This is a genomic window from Streptomyces sp. NPDC053432, from assembly GCF_055585365.1.
This window is the reverse complement of sequence record NZ_JBVJKF010000021.1, coordinates 108,568-127,148: the sequence shown is the minus strand read 5'-3', so window position 1 is coordinate 127,148 and position 18,581 is coordinate 108,568. Positions and strand designations below refer to the sequence as shown.

Below are 18,581 nucleotides of genomic sequence, written 5' to 3'. Positions count from 1 at the left end.
GGCCGCGCATAGACTCCGGTCACCCCTCCCCGGCCGAAGGAACTCCGCCCGTGAACCAGACGTACGCGCTGACCGCGGTCACCGTCGTCGTCCTGGTCACGGTCCTGCTCGGGGCGGTCGGGCTGCGGATATCGCGGACCACCTCCGACTTCTACGTGGCGTCCCGCACCGTCGGCCCCCGCCTGAACGCCGCGGCCATCAGCGGGGAGTACCTCTCCGCGGCGTCGTTCCTCGGGGTGGCCGGGCTGGTGCTGCTGCAGGGGCCCGAGATGCTCTGGTACCCGGTCGGCTACACGGCCGGGTACGTCGTCCTGCTGGCGCTCGTCGCGGCACCCCTGCGCCGCTCGGGGGCCTACACGCTGCCCGACTTCGCCGAGGACCGGCTGGAGTCGCAGACGGTGCGCCGGACCGCCGTGCTCCTCGTCGTCGGGGTCGGCTGGCTGTACCTGCTGCCGCAGTTGCAGGGCGCGGGGCTGACCCTGGAGATCCTGACCGGCGCCCCGCACTGGGCCGGCGGCCTGGTCGTCGCCTTCGTGGTGACCGCGGCGGTCGCGGCGGGCGGGATGCGCAGCATCACCTTCGTGCAGGCCTTCCAGTACTGGCTCAAGCTCACGGCCCTGCTGGTCCCGGCCTTCTTCCTGGTCGCCGCGTGGGCCGGGGACGGGGCGCCGCGCGTCTCCTTCGACGCCCCGGCCGTGTTCCGCGAGCACACCGCCGTCACCCTCGCCGAGGACGTCCGGCTCTCCCTGGAGGCGCCGCTCACCGTGTCGGTGACCGGTCAGGTGGACGGCCGTGCGTACGACGGGGAGCCGGTGGCGCTGGACGCCGGTCCGCATGCCGTACGGGCCCACGCGCGCCTGGAGTTCGCCCCGGACACGCCCGTGCCCGACACCCGGGCCGAGGCCGGCATGGGCGTGTCCAGCTGGTCGCAGCCGCTGTCCGGGGACCACGAGGGGTACCGGCTGTACGCGACGTACGGGCTGATCCTGGCGACCTTCCTCGGCACGATGGGCCTCCCGCACGTGGCGGTGCGTTTCTACACGAGCCCCAACGGGCGGGCCGCGCGCCGCACCACGCTGGTGGTGCTCGGGCTGGTCGGGGTCTTCTACCTGCTGCCTCCGGTGTACGGGGCGCTGGGCCGGATCTACGCCCCCGAGCTGGCCCTGACCGGTGACGCGGACGCGGTCGTGCTGGTGCTCCCGGAGCGGATGCTGGGCGGGCTCCTCGGGGACCTGCTGGGGGCGCTGCTGGCCGGGGGCGCCTTCGCGGCGTTCCTGTCGACGGCTTCGGGGCTGACCATGGCGGTGGCGGGGGTGCTGCACCAGGACCTGCTGCCGTCGCGCGGGGTGCGCAGCTTCCGTGTCGCGGTGCTCGTGGCGATCCTGGTGCCGCTGGCCGGCAGCGTGGCGGCCCGGGACGTGCCGGTCGCGGACGCGGTCGGGCTGGCCTTCGCGGTGTCGGCGTCCTCCTTCTGCCCGCTGCTGGTGCTCGGCATCTGGTGGCGCGGTCTGACCCCGCCGGGTGCGGTGGCGGGGCTGGTCACCGGGGGCGGGGCGGCGCTGAGCGCGGTGCTGGCGACACGGGCCGGGCTGGCCCCGCTCGGCTGGACGCACGCGCTGCTGGCCTGGCCGGCGGTGTGGTCGGTGCCGCTCGGGTTCCTCACGATGGTGGCGGTGTCGCTGGCCACCCGTTCGCGGATCCCGGCCGGGACGGCGGCCACGCTGGCCCGGCTGCACCTGCCCGAGAACGTGGCCGTGGACCGGGCGGGGGGTGCCCGGTGACCGCGGCGGCGCTCGCCGTCCTCGCGCCGGCCGGCGCGGCGCTGCTGCTGGGCGCGGGCTGGGCGGCGGGGCGCCGGCAGGCCCTGCGGGGGGAGCGCGCGGCGGGGCCGGACCTCGGCACGCCGGTGGAGCGGGCCACGTTCCACACCCTGCACACGGCGTCGCTGGCCGCTCCCCCGCTGCGGGCGGGGCTGACGCAGGACGCCGCCCGCAAGGCCGCCAAGCGGCTGCGTTCCCTGCTGGGCACGGAGGCGCTGTGCCTGACCGACCGGGAGTCGGTGCTGGCCTGGGACGGCCCGGGCGCCGACCACCACCAGCGGCGCGCGATGGCCCGGGTGGCGGTGTTGCTGGAGTCGGGGCGCAGCCAGAGCGTGCGGACGGAGTGCCAGCGGCCCGGCTGTCCGCTGAAGTGGGCGGTGGTTGCCCCGCTGACGGGCGAGGACGGGATGCTGGGCGCGCTGGTGGCCTACGGTTCGCGGGAGTCGGCGGTGCTGGTGCGGGCGGCCACGGAGGTCGCGCGGTGGGTGTCCGTACAGCTGGAGCTGTCCGAGCTGGACCGGTCGCGGACCCGGTTGATGGAGGCGGAGATCAAGGCGCTGCGCGCGCAGATCTCCCCGCACTTCATCTTCAATTCCCTGGCCGCGATCGCGTCGTTCGTGCGGACGGATCCGGAGCGGGCCCGTGATCTGCTGCTGGAGTTCGCGGACTTCACCCGCTACTCCTTCCGGCGGCACGGCGACTTCACCACCCTGGCCGACGAACTGCGCTCGGTCGAGCAGTACTTGGCGCTGGCCGGAGCCCGGTTCGGGGAACGGCTGAAGGTGACCTTGCAGGTGGCTCCGGAGGTGCTGCCGGTGGCGCTGCCGTTCCTGTGCCTGCAGCCGCTGGTGGAGAACGCCGTCAAGCACGGGGTGGAGGACTCCACGCAGGAGTGCCGGATCACGATCACGGCGCGGGACGCGGGCCCGGACGCGGTGATCACCGTGGAGGACAACGGCATCGGGATGGATCCGGCCCGGCTGCGCCGGATCCTGGCCGGGGAGCGGGCCGGTTCCTCCTCGGGGATCGGGCTGACCAATGTCGACGAGCGGATCCGGCAGGTGTACGGGGACGCGTACGGTCCGGTGATGGAGACGGGACTCGGCGCGGGCATGAAGGTGACCCTGCGGATCCCCAAGTTCCGGGCGGGCGTGCACAGTTCACCGACGGAGCCGCAGCCGCCCCGGCCCTGAGGCGGCATTCTGCGACCGGCCCGTTCCGTGCCATGCTGTGACCGGCGCGAATGACCGGAGGGATCGCCGACGTGACGGTCGGGCGAGAGCAGCTTCGTCGTGGGTTACGGGAATGGTTGCGCGCGGGTGCGGTGGGCGGCGGCGCCGACGGCGCCCTGCTGGTCGTGGAGGGCGAGCCCGGTTCCGGCCGGACGGCCCTGGTGCGGGCGGCGCTGGCCGACGCGGCGGCCCTGGGCTTCCGCGTGCGGTACGCGGCGGCCGGCGCGCTCGCGCTGGGGCTGCCGCTGCACGGGGCCCTGGACTGCCTGCATCCCCGCGGCCCCGGCCGGGCGCCGGTGGTCGACCTCCTGCGGGAGGCCGGGGAGTCGGCGCGGCCGGGCGGAGCACTGCTCGCCGCGATGGACCTGCTGACCGCGGGGGTCGAGCTCTGGTGCGCCGAGCGGCCGCTGCTGCTCGTACTGGACGACGCGCACTGGGCCGATCCGGCCACCCTGCTGCTGTGGCAGCGCCTCGCCGGACGGGCGGTGGCCGGGCGGCTGCCGCTGCGGCTGGCCGTGACCCGGCGGCCGCTGCCCCGTCCGCCCGAGCTGGATGCGCTGTGCGGGACGGTGGGCGGGCGGACGGTCCGGCTGGGCCCGCTGTCGGACGTGGAGGCGGCCGAGCTGGTGCGCGGGGTGCTGGGGGCGCCGCCGGGGCCCCGGCTGCGGGCGGCGGCGGCCGGGGCGGGCGGCAACCCCGCTCTCCTGCGCGAGCTGCTCGGCCACTGGTCCCGCGCCGGGGCCCTGGAGGTCACCCCCGAGCTGACCGAACTCGTGGTGGCGGAGGCGGAGTTGTCGGCCTCGCCCGGGACGGCGGCGCGGGCGCTGGCCCCGCTCTCCGGGCCGGCCCGGGCCGTGACGCGGCACGCGGCGCTGCTGGGACCGGCGTTCACGGCGCGCGAGCTGGCCCTCGTACGATCGCGGCCCGTACGGGAGCTGCTCGCGGAGCTGGAGGAGCCGGTGCTGGCCGGGCTGCTGGAGGACACCGGGGAACACCTGCGCTTCCGCCACCCGGCGCTGCGCGGGGCGCTGTACGACGAGACCCCGGGGGCCGTGCGGGCGGCCCTGCACCAGGACGCCGCCCGGGCCTTCGCGGAGGCCGGGCTGGACCCGGCGCGGACCGCAGGGCAGCTGCTGGGCGCCGGCCGCCTCACCGCGTGGGCGGTGCGCTGGCTGGCGGAGGCGGCGCCGGCGCTGATCGCCGGGGCTCCCGCGACGGCGGCCGAACTGCTGGAGCGGGCCATCGCGCAGGGCGACGCGCGGGAGGCCCGCACCCGGGACGCGCTGGAGGAACTCCTGGCGGACGCGGCGCTGATGCTGCGCCGGCCCGAGTCGGTGGAGCTGCTGGCCGCGCTGCGCGCCCGGGCCACGGACCCGGACCGGCGGGCATCGGTGGACTTCAGGCTGGTGTCCGCGCTGATGATCCAGGGGGACATGGCCCGCTCCCTGGAGGTGACCGAGCGGGCGCTGGCGGAGGAGTTCCCCTCGGCGGAGCTGCGGCTGCGGCTGGAGGCCTGCCGGGTACTGGCCCTGGCCGACCTGGGCCGCGCCGCCGAGGCGTACGCGCTGGCCGGGCCGGTGGTGCGGGCGGCACGGGCGCTGGGGGACCCGCTGTGCGGATCGGAGGCCCATCACGCCATGTCCTACGCCCTGTTCCACCTGGGCCGGGGCCGGGAATCGCTGCGCCACGTCGCCCGGGGCATCGCCTGCGCGCGGCGCGGACCGGAGGCGAACGACATGCGGCTGCTGCTCCTCGCGAACCAGGCGGAGGGCCACCTGCGGTTCGACGAGCCGGGCATCGTGGAGGCCGCGCTGCGGGAGGCCCGGGAGCTGGCGGCCCGGACCGGTTCGACGGGGCGCCTGGTGGTGACGCGGGCCCGGCTCGCCGAGTTCCACTACCGGCTGGGCGACTGGGACCGCACCCTCGCCGAGGTGGACCGGGCCCGTGCGATGCCCGTCTCGGACGGCTGGCTGCCGGTGGTGGTGCACGGGCTGCGGGCGCTGGTGCTGGGTCACCGCGACGAGCCCGCGGCGGCGGCCGCCGAGCTGGCGTCGCTGCCGGCCGACGCCTTCGGGACCCCGACGGCGCGCCGCTACGCCTCGCACGTGCTGCTGGCCCGGGCGCTGCTGGCGGAGCGGGAGGGCCGCCCGGGCGACGCGCTGCGGGCGCTGCTGCCGGCGCTGGAGGAGGGGGTGGAGGAGGCGGTGGCGTACGAGCGCCCCTGGGTGCTGTCGGAGATCGTCCGCCTCGCCCTGGAGAGCGGGGAGGCCGGTACGGCCCGGGCGGCGCTTGCGGCGTGCGAGCGGGCGGCCGGGGCGCTGGCGGAGTACCCGGGCCCGGCGCTGGCCCTGCTGCGCTGCCGGGGGCTGTTCGGGCAGGATCCGGAGCCCTTGGCGGAGGCGGTGGTCCGCGGTGAGCGGGCCGGGTGGCCGCTGCCGCCGGCCCACATCCTGGAGGACCTGGCGGTGGCCCGGGCCTGGCGGGGCGACCTGGCCGGCTCGCGGTCCGCGCTGACCCGTGCGGTGGAGGCGTACGAGGACCTGGGCGCGCGGTGGGACGTCGCCCGGGCCGACGCCCGGCTGCGGAGCCTGGGGGTGCGCCGGGGCAGCCGGTCGGCGAGGCGGCGGGCGTCGAACGGCTGGGAGGCGCTGACCCCGGCGGAGCTGAAGGTGGCCCTGCTGGTGGCGCAGGGCCGTTCGAACCCGGAGATCGCGAGTGCGCTGTTCCTCTCGCGCCGGACCGTGCAGACGCACGTCTCGCACATCCTGGCCAAGCTCCAGGTCCGCTCCCGGGCGGCGGTGGCGGCTCAGGCCGCGATGCGGGGGGCCGAGCCGCCGGGTCCGCCCGGGCCGTAGCCGGGCATGGCGGCCCGCAGGGCTCTGAGCGCGTAGTGGGTGCGGGACTTCACGGTCCCGGCGGGCACCCCGAGCGCCTCGGCGGCCTCGCCGACGGAGGCTCCCCGGAAGTAGATCTGGTGGAGCACGGCCCGGTGGTCCGGACTCAGTAATCGCAGGGCGTGGCGGACGTCGAGGACGGCGACGGCCTGCTCGGTGCGGTCGTCGGCGGCCGGGGAGTGCTCCAGGGCGTCCGGGCCGACCTCGGCGGGCCGCACCATGCGGGCCCGGCGGGCGTCGATGGCGATCCGCCGGGCGACGGTGTAGAGCCAGGGCCGCATGGACGCGTGGGTGCTCTCCAGGGCCTCGGGGTGGGTCCAGGCCCGGAAGAGGGTCTCCTGGAGCAGGTCCTCGGCGCGGTGCCGGTCCCCGAAGGTGAGGCCGAGGAGGAAGGTGTAGAGGGCCTTGCCGTGTTCGCTGTGCAGGCGGGCGAGGGCGTGCGCGTCGGTCCGTTCCACGGGGCTGTCCCTTCGGGTCGGGTCCCCCGAGCGTCCCGCGGCGCGCTCCGCGAGTTATCCGCCGCCGCACGTATCTGCCCCGGGGTGCGCCGAACGGTCCCCCGCCGAGGCCGAACGGTCGGCCGGCGGTCACCGCTGCGCGGAGCGGTCCCCGCCCCTCCCCCGGTTCCCTGGGGCTCCGCCCCGGACCGGGGGTCCGGGGGCCGGCCCCCGTCCGCGGCGCCGCGGGCGGCACATCCAGCCCCGCCGGCGCTTGAGGCGCGGGGTCCGGGGCGGAGCCCCGGCAGCGGCGCCGCGCCCGGATACGACCGTGGCCCCGGGCCGCCCCGGGAGGGGGCAGGCCGGGGCCACGGAAAACGGCGGGACTAGCTCCAGCTGGCGTGCAGCGGCTTGCCCTCGGCGTAGCCGGCGGCGGACTGGATGCCGACCACGGCCTTCTCCTCGAACTCCGCCAGGGAACCCGCACCGGCGTACGTGCACGAGGAGCGGACACCCGCGATGATCGAGTCGATCAGGTCCTCGACGCCCGGACGGGCCGGGTCCAGGAACATGCGCGAGGTGGAGATGCCCTCCTCGAACAGACCCTTGCGGGCGCGGTCGTAGGCCGACTCCTCGCTCGTGCGGTTCTGCACCGCACGCGCGGAGGCCATACCGAAGGACTCCTTGTACAGGCGGCCCTCGGCCGACTGCTGGAGGTCGCCCGGGGACTCGTACGTACCGGCGAACCAGGAGCCGATCATCACGTTCGAGGCGCCGGCGGCCAGCGCCATCGCCACGTCGCGCGGGTGACGGACGCCGCCGTCGGCCCACACGTGCTTGCCGAACTTCTTGGCCTCGGCCGCGCACTCCAGCACCGCGGAGAACTGCGGACGGCCCACGCCGGTCATCATGCGGGTGGTGCACATGGCGCCGGGGCCCACACCGACCTTGATGATGTCCGCGCCGGCCTCGATCAGGTCGCGCACGCCCTCGGCGGCGACGATGTTGCCCGCGACGATCGGGACCTGCGGGTCCAGCGCACGGACGGCCTTGATCGCGTTGATCATCGACTCCTGGTGGCCGTGGGCCGTGTCGATGACGAGCGTGTCCACACCCGCGTCGAGCAGCTGCTTGGCCTTCTGCACGAAGTCGCCGTTGATGCCGACGGCGGCCGCGATGCGCAGCTTGCCGTTGGCGTCCGTCGCCGGGGTGTAGAGGGTCGCGCGCAGGGCGCCCTTGCGGGTGAGGATGCCGACGAGCTTGCCGTCCTTGTCGACGGCCGGGGCCAGCTTGCGGTGGCCGGCGTCGAGCTGGTTGAAGGCCTCGCGGGGGTCGATGTCGGCGTCGATGAGCAGCAGCTCCTTCGACATGACCTCGGAGAGCTGGGTGAAGCGGTCGACGCCGCTCAGGTCGTGCTCGGTGACGACGCCGACCGGGCGGCCCTCGCCGTCCACGACGACGCCGGCGCCGTGGGCGCGCTTGGGCAGCAGGGACAGCGCGTCGGCGACGGTCTGGGTGGGCGCCAGGGTGATCGGGGTGTCGAGCACGAGGTGACGGGTCTTGACCCAGGAGATGACGTCGGTGACGACCTCGATCGGGATGTCCTGCGGGATGACGACGATGCCGCCGCGGCGCGCGACCGTCTCGGCCATCCGGCGGCCCGCGATGGCGGTCATGTTCGCCACGACCAGCGGAATGGTGGTGCCGGTGCCGTCGGGCGAGGAGAGGTCCACGCCCTGGCGGGAGCCCACCGCGGAGCGGCTCGGCACCATGAACACATCGTCGTACGTCAGGTCGTACGGCGGCTTCGAGTCATTGAGGAAACGCACGTGCTGAACATCCCAGTCGATCGGAGGTGCCCCGACCCTGTCAGCCGGGGAAACGCACGTACTTCATTCTCCCATGGCCCGGCGTTTATGCCGCCCGGGTCGATCGTCCAGGACATTCCGGGCCGGGTGGTTCTTTCCTACGGGACCTTCGTCCTGCGGTGGACCGGACCGGTGCGCCGGGCCAGTGGGCGTACGGATCCGCCGTGCCGGACGGCGGTGAGTTCGGCGGCGATCGCCAGGGCCGTCTCCTCGGGCGTGGCGCCGCCCAGGTCGAGGCCGATGGGTGAGCGCAGCCTGGCCAGTGCCCGGTCGGGCACGCCTTCCTCGCGCAGCCGCCGGGTCCGCTCGGTGTGGGTGCGCCGTGACCCCATGGCTCCCACGTAGGCGAGGGGCAGCCGCAGGGCCAGTTCCAGCAGCGGTACGTCGAATTTGGCGTCGTGCGTCAGGACGCAGACGGCGGTACGGGCGTCCAGCCGTCCGGCGTCCCACTCCGCGGCCAGGTGGCGGTGCGGCCAGTCGACGACGACCTCGTCGGCGTCGGGGAAGCGGGCGGGGGTCGCGAAGACGGGCCGGGCGTCGCACACGGTGACCCGGTGGCCGAGGAAGGCACCGATCCGGGCGAGGGCCGCGGCGAAGTCGATGGCCCCGTAGACGAGGAGCCGGGGCGGTTCGGCGGCCGACTCGACGAGCAGGGTCAGCGGCTCCCCGCACAGCCCGCCGGCCGTGCCGAGCTCGGCGGTGCCGGTGCGTCCGGCGGCCAGCAGTCCCCGGACCCGCAGGGCGGCGGCCCGGTCCAGGGCGGGACCGGCGCCGAGCCCGCCCTCGTAGGAGCCGTCGGGGTGGACGGCGAGTGCCCCGCCGAGCTGGGCCGGTGGGCCGGAGACGACGCGGGCGAGGGCCGCTCGGGCGCCGCCCGCGGTGGCGTCGAGCACGCGGTGGAGGACGGGCCGGACGGGGTCGGCCCCGCGGACCGGGGTGATCAGGACGTCGAGCACTCCCCCGCAGGTCAGGCCGACGGCGAAGGCGTCGTCGTCGCTGTAGCCGAAGCGGTGCAGGCCGCCTTCGCCGGAGGCGATGGCGTCGAGGCAGAGCTCGTGGACGGCGGATTCGACGCAGCCTCCGGAGAGGGAGCCGAGGGCGGTGCCGCTGTCGTCGACGGCGAGCGAGGCGCCGGGGCCGCGGGGGGCGCTCCCGGTGACGGAGACGACGGTGGCGAGGGCGAATTCCCGCTGCGCGGCGTACCACGCGCGTAGCTCGTCGGCGATGTCGAGCATCAGCGGATGTATTCGCGGCGGGCGGTCTGGCCGGGTGTGTACGCGCGTGCGGGCAGTGCGGGTGGGGGCCCGGGCCTGATGGCGGGGGGCCGGGCCGCGACCGGCGCGGGTGCCCGTCCGGCGGCGGGCCTGGGGACGGCGGGGCGGGGGGCGGGTTCCGGGCCCCTCGCGGCGAGGAGTCTCGCGGCGTGGGCGACGCTGGCGAGGGTGGCGTGGTGGTGCCATCCGCGGAAGGAGCGGCCTTCGAAGTCGCGGATGCCCACGGCCTCGCAGGTCTCCGTGAAGTCGAGGGAGACGCGGTCGGTGAGTTTGGCGAGGAGGAAGAGCTGGGCGAGCGGCCGGTCGCCGATGTTGGTGATCCAGAACTCGGTGGGCAGCAGGGCGGCTTCGCTCCAGGCTCCGACGAGCAGCAGCGGGGCCGTCGGGGCGGGCAGGGGGCGGTCCTCGGCGGGGGCGGCGAGGATGGAGGCGGAGGTGAGCAGGGTGACCGCCCCCTCGGCGCGGCCGTGCCGGGTCCATTCGACGACGCGGCGCTGGGAGCGCAGGGAGTCGATGAGTTCGCGGGCGGGTGCGGTGTGCGGTCCGGGTTTGTGCCGGCCCGCACCGCCGAAGGAGACGGGGAGCGAGCCGTCGACCTTGAAGACGAAGGGGATGTCCTGGAGGACGAAGGACTCGATGCTCTGCGGCAGGTCGGAGTTGGCGACCTCCATCACCACGGGCCGGCGCTGGAGCTGCCAGGTGGCGGCCATCCGCTGGACGGCGTGCACGGCGTCCTGGGCGGGGGTGAGGGAGCGGGCGGTGTCGGGGATGCCGGCGCGGCGGCGCAGGAGTTCGGTCGTCCAGGGCCCGGGGAGGGTGAGGGTCCATTCGACCGGGTAGCTGGCCTCGCTGGAGGCCAGCCAGATGCCGCTGGCCTGCTGACAGTTGGCGGTGCGGCCCAGCTGCGGGACGAACTGCCGGCCGACGCCGACCGAGCGGTCGCCCGCCTTCTCGATGACCATGGGCTGGAGCACCCAGGCGAGGGGGCGCTGGGCCGTGCGTTCGAGGTGCTGGGCGAGGGAGCGGCGGACCGGGGTCCAGTCCCACGGGGACTTGCTGATGAACTGCTGGAGGCTCTGCTCGACGGAACTGGCCCCTGTTCCGGCGATGTTACGGATTGTTTTCTTCCCGCTGGTCCGCACAAGGCCGTTCAGATAAACGCGGGCCCAGTTTCGCTGGTCCCGCCGGGGTAAGGACTCGAAGAGCTGAGAGATCAGTACGTCGATCAATTCGGAGACTTCCGTCGTGGATTCCTCCGGCAGGACTACGCGAGCCATCTGCGCCTCCCCCGCGACCAGCTAGATCCAATACCCTACTTGACCGTGGAGAACGGCCGTAGGCCCCTGCGGCTACTTCCTGAGGTCGCTGGCAGTTTCGAGCCGCTCTTCCTCTACCACGAGAGGGATGGGGATCTGGTTCGCCGCATAGTAGAGCGCGATCAGGAAGTGGGCGACGAGTGTGAGCGGCGCCGAGAAGAAGGCCAGGACCACGGTGAGCGGGTAGGCGATGGCACCGAGGCCGAATCGCACCCGGGTTGCGCGTGCGCCGTCCTTGTCCACGTGGTCGTGGAAGAGGTGGCCGACGCGGGTGACGTACCACCAGAAGAGCAGGAACGCCAGGGCGTAGGCCACGGTGACGGCGCTGTACAGCACCGCTGCGGCGCTGGCGGACCCGCCGTCGTCCATGAGGTGCTCGGCGAGGACGTTGGTGGTGTACGGGATCACCGACACCACCATCAGCACCAGGAGGTTCAGGAAGAGCAGGGGCCGGTCGACCCGTTTGAGGTGACTGAAGATGGTGTGGTGGTTCACCCACATCACGCCGATGATGAGGAAACTCACGACATAGGCGGCGTAATGCGGCCACTGTTCCCGCACACCGTGCCAGAACCCCGACCAACCCTTTTCTTCCGGAGCCTCCAACTCCAGGACGAGGATCGTGATGATGATGGCGAATACACCGTCACTGAAAGCCTCGACCCGCCCGGTTTCGCGTTCCATGACCTCCCCATTTCCGCTCCGTGCATATATCTACGTCGCCGACGCATACGGGGAGGGCGCGCACATCCCCGCCCTCCCCGCACACGCTACCCACATTTCGCAGTTCAGCCGCCGAACCCGGCTGTCTGCCGCCAGATTCGGCCATCGCGGACCACAAGTGTCCCGAACGCGTGCTCCGGTTCACCGTTGAGGTTCATGATCGCCCGGTAGAAGATGGTGTCTTCGGTCTCGATGTAGTCCTGGAGTTCGACGAGGGTGGGCTTCACCGTGAGATAGCCGGTGAAGGTCTCGCGAACCGCTTCGATGCCGACCGAGACCCCCTCGAAGCGCAGCAGCACGGCGTCGTCGGTGTAGTTCTTCATCACCGCCTCGATGTCGAGGGCGGCCAGGGCCTCCATCTGGCGGACGAACACCGGGTGCAGCTTGGAGATGTCGTACTTGGCCATGTCGACTCCATTCCTTCAACGGGTGGTGGGACGGGTGGCGGCGGGTGGTGCGTCTGCGGGGCCGTCGGCGGCCGGGGCGCAGGCCTGGGCGCTGCCGGCGAAGGGCAGCCGGACGACCATCCGGGTCTCGCCGGGGCGCGAGCGGGCCGTGAGGGAGCCGTGGTGGCGCTGGGTCACGATGCGGTAGCTGAGGTGGAGACCCAGGCCGGTGCCCTTGCCCACGTCCTTGGTGGTGTAGAAGGGCTCGAAGATCCTCGGCAGGGATTCCTCGGGGATGCCGCTGCCGGTGTCGGCCACCTCCACGACCATGCACACGCCTTCGGCCCGGGCACGCAGGGTGAGGACCCCGGAACCTTCCATGGCCTCGGCGGCGTTGGCGACCAGGTTGGTCCACACCTGGTTCAACTCGCTGGGATAGCCCGTCAGTTCGGGCAGACCGTCTTCGTACTCCCGCACGATGGTGATGCCGGTGAGCTTCGCACGCAGCACGACCAGCGTGTTCTCCAGTCCGTCGGTCACCTTGAACCGCTGCTCGGGTGCCCGGTCGAGATTGGCGTAATCGCGGGTGGCGGAGACGAGTTGGGAGATCCGCGGACCGGCGGCCCGCAGCTCCGCGGCGAGCGAGCGGACCTCCAGCAGCGCCGCCAGGTGGTCCAGGGCCGGGGCCAGGGCCTGCCCGCCGATCCCCTCCAGCCGTTTGCGCAGCCCGTCCAGGTCGAGCCCGAGGTCCGAGACCCCCGAGCCGAGCAGGCCCGGCCGTTCCGTGCCGGCGTCCTCGGCCCAGTCGGCGATCTCCTCCTCGGCGTCGGCCTGCGCGAGGGGGTCGGTGGTCGTGGGCGGCGGCAGCTCGTCCAGTTCCTCCGCGAGCCGGTCGAATACGGAGCGCTCCGCGCCCGTGGCGGCGGCGCCCCAGGCGTGGGCGGAGCGGGTGAGCCGGTCCAGTGCGGGGGACAGTTCCTGGGCGGCGCGGGCCACGGCGGCCGCCGGGTTGTTCAGTTCGTGCGCGAGCCCGGCGGCGAGGGTCCCGAGCGCCTCCACGGTGGCCCGCTTGCGGGCCTGGACCTCGGAGGACTTGATCCGCCAGGCCAGCACGGGCAGCAGGACGGCGGCGACCCCGTGGCAGCGGGAGAGCATCTCGAAGAAGACCGGCCTGTCGTAGGCCACGACGGTGGTCGACGGTCCGCTCGCCGCCGCGGTGGCCACGTAGGAGCCCTCGGTGAGCAGGGGCAGTTCCCCGGTGAACCGGTGGGCGGCGGAGGGTTTGCCGTCGTGGTCCTCGGCCGCGGCGCTCTCCTCCTCGGTGGAGTGCCGGGTCAGCACCTCCTCACGGCCGTCGACGACCTTGGTGACGACGAGCCCGCCCGAGAGCAGGACGTGGAACCGGTCGGCCTCCTCGCCGTCGCGGAAGAGCACCTCCCCGTCGGCGAGGACCCGCGGCTCGGAGACCGAGACCAGCCAGTCCAGCTGGTCCCCGGTGAGTCCGGCGAAGATCTCCAGTCCGTGCAGGGCCGACCTCAGGCCGGCCGCGTCGATGTCCGCGCCGTTCATGCGGTGCTCCCCTCGGACCTGGTGCGGGCGGCCAGCCGCAGGGTGGCCAGCAGGGCCAGTGCGCACACCCCGGCGACGGCGGCCATGAAGCCGACGGAGGTGCGGTGCAGCCCGTGGATGTTGGTGAGCATCCCGGCGAGCACCGCCGGGACGCTCATGGCGAGGTAGGCGAAGACGTACACCGCGGCGGTCAGTTCGCCGCGGTGCGCCGGGTCGGCGAGGGCGGACAGCGCCCGGAAGGACCCCAGGAAGGCGGCCCCCCACCCGCTGCCGAGCACCGCGGTGGCCACGAGGAACACGGGGGCCGAGCCGATGCCGAGGGCCAGCAGGACCAGGCCCAGCCCGGCGAGCAGCCCGAGGAGTCCGAGGACGGCGGTGCGCAGCGCCTCGGTGCGGCCGAGCACGAGCTGGGCGACGGTGGCGGCGCCCGCGAGCAGGGCGACGGTGGCGCCGCCCACGAGGTAGTTGGTGGAGCGGAGCAGGGAGAGGGCCAGGTGCGGGCCGAGGGAGAGGTAGAAGCCGCCCACGGACCACACCGCGACGATGGTCAGGACGAGGATGCCGAACCGCCGGCGGGCCCCGGCCGGCACCCGTATCCGGTGCGGGACCACCCGCGGCCGCCCGCCCGCCCCGGGAGCGCTCTCAGGCATCCGGACCACCCCCACCAGGGTGACCGTGAAGGCGCCGACCAGCAGGAGGTAGCTCAGGACGGTGGGCGCGGGGGCGTACTGGACGAGCAGCCCGGCCCCCAGCCCGCCGAGCCCGATGCCCACGGTCGGCCCGGCACTGTTGACCTGGGCGCCGAGCGCGGGCCGGGTGCGCGGGCTGAGTTCCAGCAGCGCCGCGCCCATGGCCCCGGTGGCGAGGCCGACGGCGAGCCCCTGGACGGCGCGCGCGGCGAGCAGCAGCCCGAGCCCCTGCGCCCCGGCGAACAGTCCCATCGAGACGATCGCCAGGACCAGGCCGGCGCCGAGGACGGGACGCCGGCCGAGGGTGTCGGACAGGGACCCGAACAGCAGGAGTCCGGCGAGCACGGTGACGGCGTACAGGGCGAAGACCACCGTGATCGTGCCGGAGGACAGCCCCCATCTCTGCTGGTAGAGCACGTAGAGGGCGGAGGGCACGGAGGAGGAGAGCATGAGCAGGACGAGGACCGCTCCCACCACCCAGAAGCCGGAGCCTCCCGGCGGCGGTCCGGCCGCGTGCGCGGCCGGCTGCCCTGCCGTCCCCGTGGTCGTCCGGTACGGTTCCACTGCTTCAACTCCCCCGTCGACGGGCGGTCAGGCGGTGGCCTGGTCCGCCCTCTGCAAGGCGCGGGCCGTCAGGACCCCCGCGAGGTGGCCGAGGTATTCGGCCGAGGTGCCGCGTCCGGGGACGAAGAGCTCCCTGGGTTCGGCGCGGAAGGCCGCGAGCACCGCGTCCGTGGTGTACGGGCCGCCGCGCAGCCGGTCCTCGACCCGCCGCAGCCGCAGCGCGCGCGGCGTGGCCCCGGTGACCGCGATGCGCGGCCCGTCGGGGGTGATCCGTACGGCGGTGGCGGCGACCGGGTAGCGGGTGGCCCGGTCGGCGGTCTTCTCGAAGGCGCCGGCCCGTCCGGCGGCCGGCACCAGCAGCGCGGTGACGACGGTGGCGGCGGGGGCGCCGGTGGCGGCGAACTCCTCGGCGGTAACCGTCCTGCGCCCGCCGCGCCCGGCCAGCTCCACGGCCGCGTCGGCGGCGATGGCGGCGACCGGGAGGTCGGTGGCCCGCCCTCCCGCGGCGAGGTTGCCGCCGACGGTGCCGAGGTTGCGGACCTGTGGGTCGCCGTTGGCGCGGGCGGCGGCGGCCAGTTCGGGCGCCCCGGCCAGCACCAGGGGGTGCGCGGCGAGTTCGGCGAGGGTGGTGAGGGCGCCGATCCGCAGCCGGCGGCCGTCGGATTCGCTCTCGACGCCGCGCAGCTCCTCCAGGTGCCGTACGTCGACCAGCAGCCGGGCCCGCTCGGCGCCGGAGCGCAGTTCGGGCAGGAGGCTCTGGCCGCCGGCGAGCACCCGGGCGCCGCGGGTCCCGGCGAGCAGGGTGAGCGCCTCGTCGAGGCCGACGGGCCGGACGTAGTCGAACGCGGTGAGGATCACCGGGCTTCTCCTCTCAGGGCGCGCCAGACCTTCTCGGGGGTGAGGGGCATGTCGATGTGCCGGACGCCGAGGTCGCCGAGGGCGTCGACGACCGCGTTGACGACGGCGGCGGCGGGCGGCACGGTGGCGATCTCGCCGGCGCCCTTGGCGCCGAGCGGGTTGTGCGGGGTGGGCGTGACGGTCTTGTCGATGGTGAAGAAGGGCACGTCGGCGGCGCGCGGCAGGGCGTAGTGGTTCAGGTCGGAGCTGATCAGCTGCCCCTCCTCGCCGTATTCGGCGGCCTCCATGAGGGCCTGGCCGAGGCCGTGCACGATGCTTCCCTCGATCTGGCCGTGCACGATCTTCGGGTTGCCGATGTGGCCGGCGTCGTCGACGGCGGTGTAGGACACCACGTCGGTCTCGCCGGTGAGTTCGTCGATCTCGACGACCGCGACGTGCGTCCCGAAGGGGTAGTTGAAGTCCGGCGGGTCGAAGTGGGTGGTCTCGTCGAGGGCCGGTTCGATCTCGGGGGGCAGCCCCCAGCCGTACCACATGGCCATCGCGAGCTCGGCGAAGGTCTTGGCGTTCTCGGGGTTGCCCTCTTCGTGGACCCCGCCGCCCTCGTAGACGACCTTCTCCTCGGGGATGCCGAGGAAGACGGCCGCGGCCCGGACCAGCTTGGCCTTGATCTTGCGGGCGGTGAGGGCGACGGCGGGCGCGGCCATGCTGTAGGAGCGGGAGCCGTAGGTGCCCTGGCCGTACGGGGCCTTCTGCGTGTCGCCTTCGAGGACCTGGACGCTCGACGGGTCGATGCCCAGCTCGTCGGCGGCGACCTGCGCGAAGACGGTGGCGTGGCTCTGGCCCGTGGAGGCCGAGCCGACGGTGACGGTGACCTCGCCGGTCGGGTGGACGCGGATGTTCGCGCTCTCCCAGGTGCCGCCGAGCATGCCCTCCTGGGACATCCGGGTGGAGGGGCCCACCCCGCAGATCGCGACGTAGGTGGCGAGGCCGACGCCGAGGCGCTTGCCGCGGGTACGGGCCTCCGCCTTGCGGGCGGGCATGTCCGCGTAGCCGGCGAGCTCCAGGGCCTTGTCGAAGTTCGGCCGGTAGTTCCCGGAGTCGTAGGTCCAGCCGAGGCCGTTGTCGTACGGGAACTTCTCCTGCGGCACCAGGTTCTTGCGGCGGACGTCCGCCGGGTCCATGCCGATCTCGGAGGCGTACCGGTCGACGAGCCGTTCCATCAGGAAGGCGGCCTCGGCCCGCCCGCTGCCGCGCTGGGCGCCGAGCGGGACGGTGTTGGTGAAGGCGGCGTAGACCTCGCAGAAGGCGGCGGGGATGTCGTACATGCCGCTGATGGAGCGTCCCATCAGGGCGGTGGCGACGCCGGGGCCGATGGTGGAGGGGTACGCGCCGAGGTTGGCGTGGCTGGTGGCGCGCACAGCGGTGATGCGGCCGTCGCGGGTGCCGGCGAGGGTGACGTGCTGGCGGTGGTCGCGGCCCTGGACGGTGGAGTTCATCAGTCCGGTGCGGGTGTCGACCCATTTCACGGGCCGCCCGAGCGCCTTGGAGAGCAGCAGCACCAGTGCCATGTCGGGGTAGAGGTAGCCCTTGGTGCCGAAGCTGCCGCCGACGGTCGGGGCGATCACCCGGAGCTTGTTGAAGGGGATGCCGAGGACCAGCGCGGAGAGCAGGAACCGGTGGTTGTGCGGGCCCTGGGTGGAGGCGTACAGCGTGTACTCGCCGGTGGCGGGGTCGTAGTCGCCGACCGCGCCGCGGGGCTCGATGGGGCTGTTGATGGTCCGCTGGTTCACCAGGTCGAGCTCGACCGTGACCTCGGCGTCGGCGATGGCCGCGTCGGTGCGGTCCTTGTCGCCGCAGGTCCAGTACGCGTTCAGGTTGCCCGGAACGGCCTCGTGGAGCTGGGGCGCGCCCTCGGCGAGCGCCTCGTCGGCGCGGGTGACCACGGGCAGCGGCTCGTACTCGACGGAGATGGCGGCGAGCGCGGCGGCGGCCTGGCGCGGGGTCTCGGCGACGACCACGGCGATGGGGTCGCCGACGTGGCGCACGGCGTCGCCGGTGAGCACCGGGCGGGCGCCGGGAAGTCCGTAGGGGTGGGGCGGGAAGTGACTCTCGACGCCGCCGGGGATCCAGATGCACGGCAGCGGCATCACGTCGGTGAAGTCCGCGGCCGTGGCCACCTTGAGGACGCCGGGCATCTGCTCGGCGGCCTTGGTCTCGATGGACAGGATCTTCGCGTGGGCGACCGGGCTGCCCAGGATCGCCATGTGGGCGGTTCCCGGCAGGTCGATGTCGGCCACGTACGTCGCTTCGCCGCGCAGCAGCTGCGGATCCTCGCGGATGTCGAGGGGCTTGCCGAGCACGGTGTGTCCCGGGTCCGCCGGGACGTCGTGTCTGTCCGTGGAGACGGACTCCTGAGTCCGCTCCCCCGTCTCTGCGGTCATGTCCTCACACCTCCTGGCGGGCTGCGGCGGCTACGGCCTCGGCGGGCTCCTCGCCGCCGGCGGCGGCACAGGCGCGCTGCACACCGCGGACGACGCTGTGGTAGCCGGTGCACCGGCAGAGGTTTCCGGTCAGCCATTCGCGGATCTCGGGCTCGGTGGGGGTCCCGCCGCCGGCAGTGGAGTCGACGAGCTCGCCGAGCGCCATGACCATGCCGGGGGTGCAGAACCCGCACTGGGTGCCGTGCTCCTGGCGCAGTGCCTCCTGGAGGCCGGTGAGTTCACCGCCGGGGGTGGTGACGCCCTCGATGGTGGTGACCTCCGAGCCGGCGGCGGAGGCGGTGAGGATCAGGCAGCTCTTGACGGACTTGCCGTCGAGCCGGACCACGCAGGTGCCGCACTGGCCGGTGTCGCAGCCGACCTTGGTCCCGGTGAGGCCGAGGCCTTCGCGGAGCCGTTCCACGAGGAGTTCGTTCGGCTGCGCCGGGAACTGCTCGGATCTGCCGTTCACAT

Annotated in this window: 14 protein-coding genes; 3 read left to right on the top strand and 11 right to left on the bottom strand. The window is 74.0% G+C overall.

Features of this window, described 5'->3' with window-relative positions:
* The first annotated feature begins 50 nt into the window (after positions 1-50).
* The 3 genes from ACZ6Y1_RS29175 (at position 51) to ACZ6Y1_RS29165 (ending at position 5,907) form a co-directional block, all read left to right on the top strand.
* Positions 51-1,781, top strand: a complete 1,731-nt coding sequence (locus ACZ6Y1_RS29175; protein WP_469636315.1) for a sodium/solute symporter — start codon at positions 51-53, stop codon at positions 1,779-1,781.
* The gene (locus tag ACZ6Y1_RS29170; RefSeq protein ID WP_469636312.1) at positions 1,778-3,013 is read left to right on the top strand and encodes a histidine kinase; all 1,236 of its coding nucleotides are present in this window, start codon (positions 1,778-1,780) and stop codon (positions 3,011-3,013) included. Before ACZ6Y1_RS29175 ends, ACZ6Y1_RS29170 begins: the two co-directional genes overlap by 4 nt.
* A 71-nt stretch (positions 3,014-3,084) precedes the next feature.
* Positions 3,085-5,907, top strand: a complete 2,823-nt coding sequence (locus ACZ6Y1_RS29165) for an ATP-binding protein (protein ID WP_469636308.1) — start codon at positions 3,085-3,087, stop codon at positions 5,905-5,907.
* Here ACZ6Y1_RS29165 and ACZ6Y1_RS29160 read toward each other — a convergent pair.
* The 11 genes from ACZ6Y1_RS29160 to ACZ6Y1_RS29110 form a co-directional block, all read right to left on the bottom strand.
* A complete protein-coding gene (locus ACZ6Y1_RS29160; RefSeq protein WP_469636305.1) occupies positions 5,859-6,404 on the bottom strand; it encodes a sigma-70 family RNA polymerase sigma factor in 546 nt (181 codons plus the stop codon). The two genes, ACZ6Y1_RS29165 and ACZ6Y1_RS29160, sit on opposite strands and share 49 nt — an antisense overlap.
* A gap of 365 nt (positions 6,405-6,769) precedes the next feature.
* Complete coding sequence (locus ACZ6Y1_RS29155; RefSeq protein WP_469636302.1) at positions 6,770-8,212, bottom strand: GuaB1 family IMP dehydrogenase-related protein; 1,443 nt, start codon at positions 8,210-8,212, stop codon at positions 6,770-6,772.
* 137 nt (positions 8,213-8,349) lie between these two features.
* The gene (locus ACZ6Y1_RS29150; RefSeq protein WP_469636299.1) at positions 8,350-9,486 is read right to left on the bottom strand and encodes an XdhC family protein; all 1,137 of its coding nucleotides are present in this window, start codon (positions 9,484-9,486) and stop codon (positions 8,350-8,352) included.
* On the bottom strand, positions 9,486-10,802 hold the full coding sequence (locus tag ACZ6Y1_RS29145; RefSeq protein WP_469636296.1) for an IS701 family transposase: 1,317 nt from the start codon (positions 10,800-10,802) through the stop codon (positions 9,486-9,488). The genes ACZ6Y1_RS29150 and ACZ6Y1_RS29145 overlap by 1 nt, the downstream gene beginning before the upstream one ends.
* A gap of 72 nt (positions 10,803-10,874) precedes the next feature.
* Positions 10,875-11,525, bottom strand: coding sequence for a TMEM175 family protein (locus ACZ6Y1_RS29140; RefSeq protein WP_469636293.1), 651 nt, complete (start codon positions 11,523-11,525; stop codon positions 10,875-10,877).
* A 104-nt stretch (positions 11,526-11,629) separates the two neighbouring features.
* Complete coding sequence (locus ACZ6Y1_RS29135) at positions 11,630-11,971, bottom strand: nuclear transport factor 2 family protein (RefSeq protein WP_469636290.1); 342 nt, start codon at positions 11,969-11,971, stop codon at positions 11,630-11,632.
* Positions 11,972-11,986: 15 nt separating this feature from the next.
* A complete protein-coding gene (locus ACZ6Y1_RS29130) occupies positions 11,987-13,519 on the bottom strand; it encodes an ATP-binding protein (protein ID WP_469636287.1) in 1,533 nt (510 codons plus the stop codon).
* Positions 13,516-14,772 carry an MFS transporter gene (locus tag ACZ6Y1_RS29125; protein ID WP_469636284.1) on the bottom strand — a complete coding sequence of 419 codons (1,257 nt, stop codon included), beginning with the start codon at positions 14,770-14,772 and terminating at the stop codon, positions 13,516-13,518. The genes ACZ6Y1_RS29130 and ACZ6Y1_RS29125 overlap by 4 nt, the downstream gene beginning before the upstream one ends.
* A gap of 27 nt (positions 14,773-14,799) precedes the next feature.
* Positions 14,800-15,630: an FAD binding domain-containing protein gene (locus tag ACZ6Y1_RS29120; RefSeq protein WP_469636281.1), complete on the bottom strand. Its 831-nt coding sequence runs from the start codon at positions 15,628-15,630 to the stop codon at positions 14,800-14,802.
* Positions 15,627-18,071 carry a xanthine dehydrogenase family protein molybdopterin-binding subunit gene (locus ACZ6Y1_RS29115; RefSeq protein WP_469636278.1) on the bottom strand — a complete coding sequence of 815 codons (2,445 nt, stop codon included), beginning with the start codon at positions 18,069-18,071 and terminating at the stop codon, positions 15,627-15,629. Before ACZ6Y1_RS29115 ends, ACZ6Y1_RS29120 begins: the two co-directional genes overlap by 4 nt.
* 4 nt (positions 18,072-18,075) lie before the next feature.
* Positions 18,076-18,579 carry a (2Fe-2S)-binding protein gene (locus ACZ6Y1_RS29110; protein ID WP_469636275.1) on the bottom strand — a complete coding sequence of 168 codons (504 nt, stop codon included), beginning with the start codon at positions 18,577-18,579 and terminating at the stop codon, positions 18,076-18,078.
* Positions 18,580-18,581: the final 2 nt, after the last annotated feature.

What these genes read in the sequence shown, in the direction of transcription:
- ACZ6Y1_RS29130 (WP_469636287.1), bottom strand. Translation starts at nt 13,519, where the DNA reads ATGAACGGCGCGGACATCGACGCGGCCGGCCTGAGGTCGGCCCTGCAC.
- ACZ6Y1_RS29115 (WP_469636278.1), bottom strand. Translation starts at nt 18,071, where the DNA reads ATGACCGCAGAGACGGGGGAGCGGACTCAGGAGTCCGTCTCCACGGAC.
- ACZ6Y1_RS29135 (WP_469636290.1), bottom strand. Translation starts at nt 11,971, where the DNA reads ATGGCCAAGTACGACATCTCCAAGCTGCACCCGGTGTTCGTCCGCCAG.
- ACZ6Y1_RS29140 (WP_469636293.1), bottom strand. Translation starts at nt 11,525, where the DNA reads ATGGAACGCGAAACCGGGCGGGTCGAGGCTTTCAGTGACGGTGTATTC.
- ACZ6Y1_RS29145 (WP_469636296.1), bottom strand. Translation starts at nt 10,802, where the DNA reads ATGGCTCGCGTAGTCCTGCCGGAGGAATCCACGACGGAAGTCTCCGAA.
- ACZ6Y1_RS29150 (WP_469636299.1), bottom strand. Translation starts at nt 9,486, where the DNA reads ATGCTCGACATCGCCGACGAGCTACGCGCGTGGTACGCCGCGCAGCGG.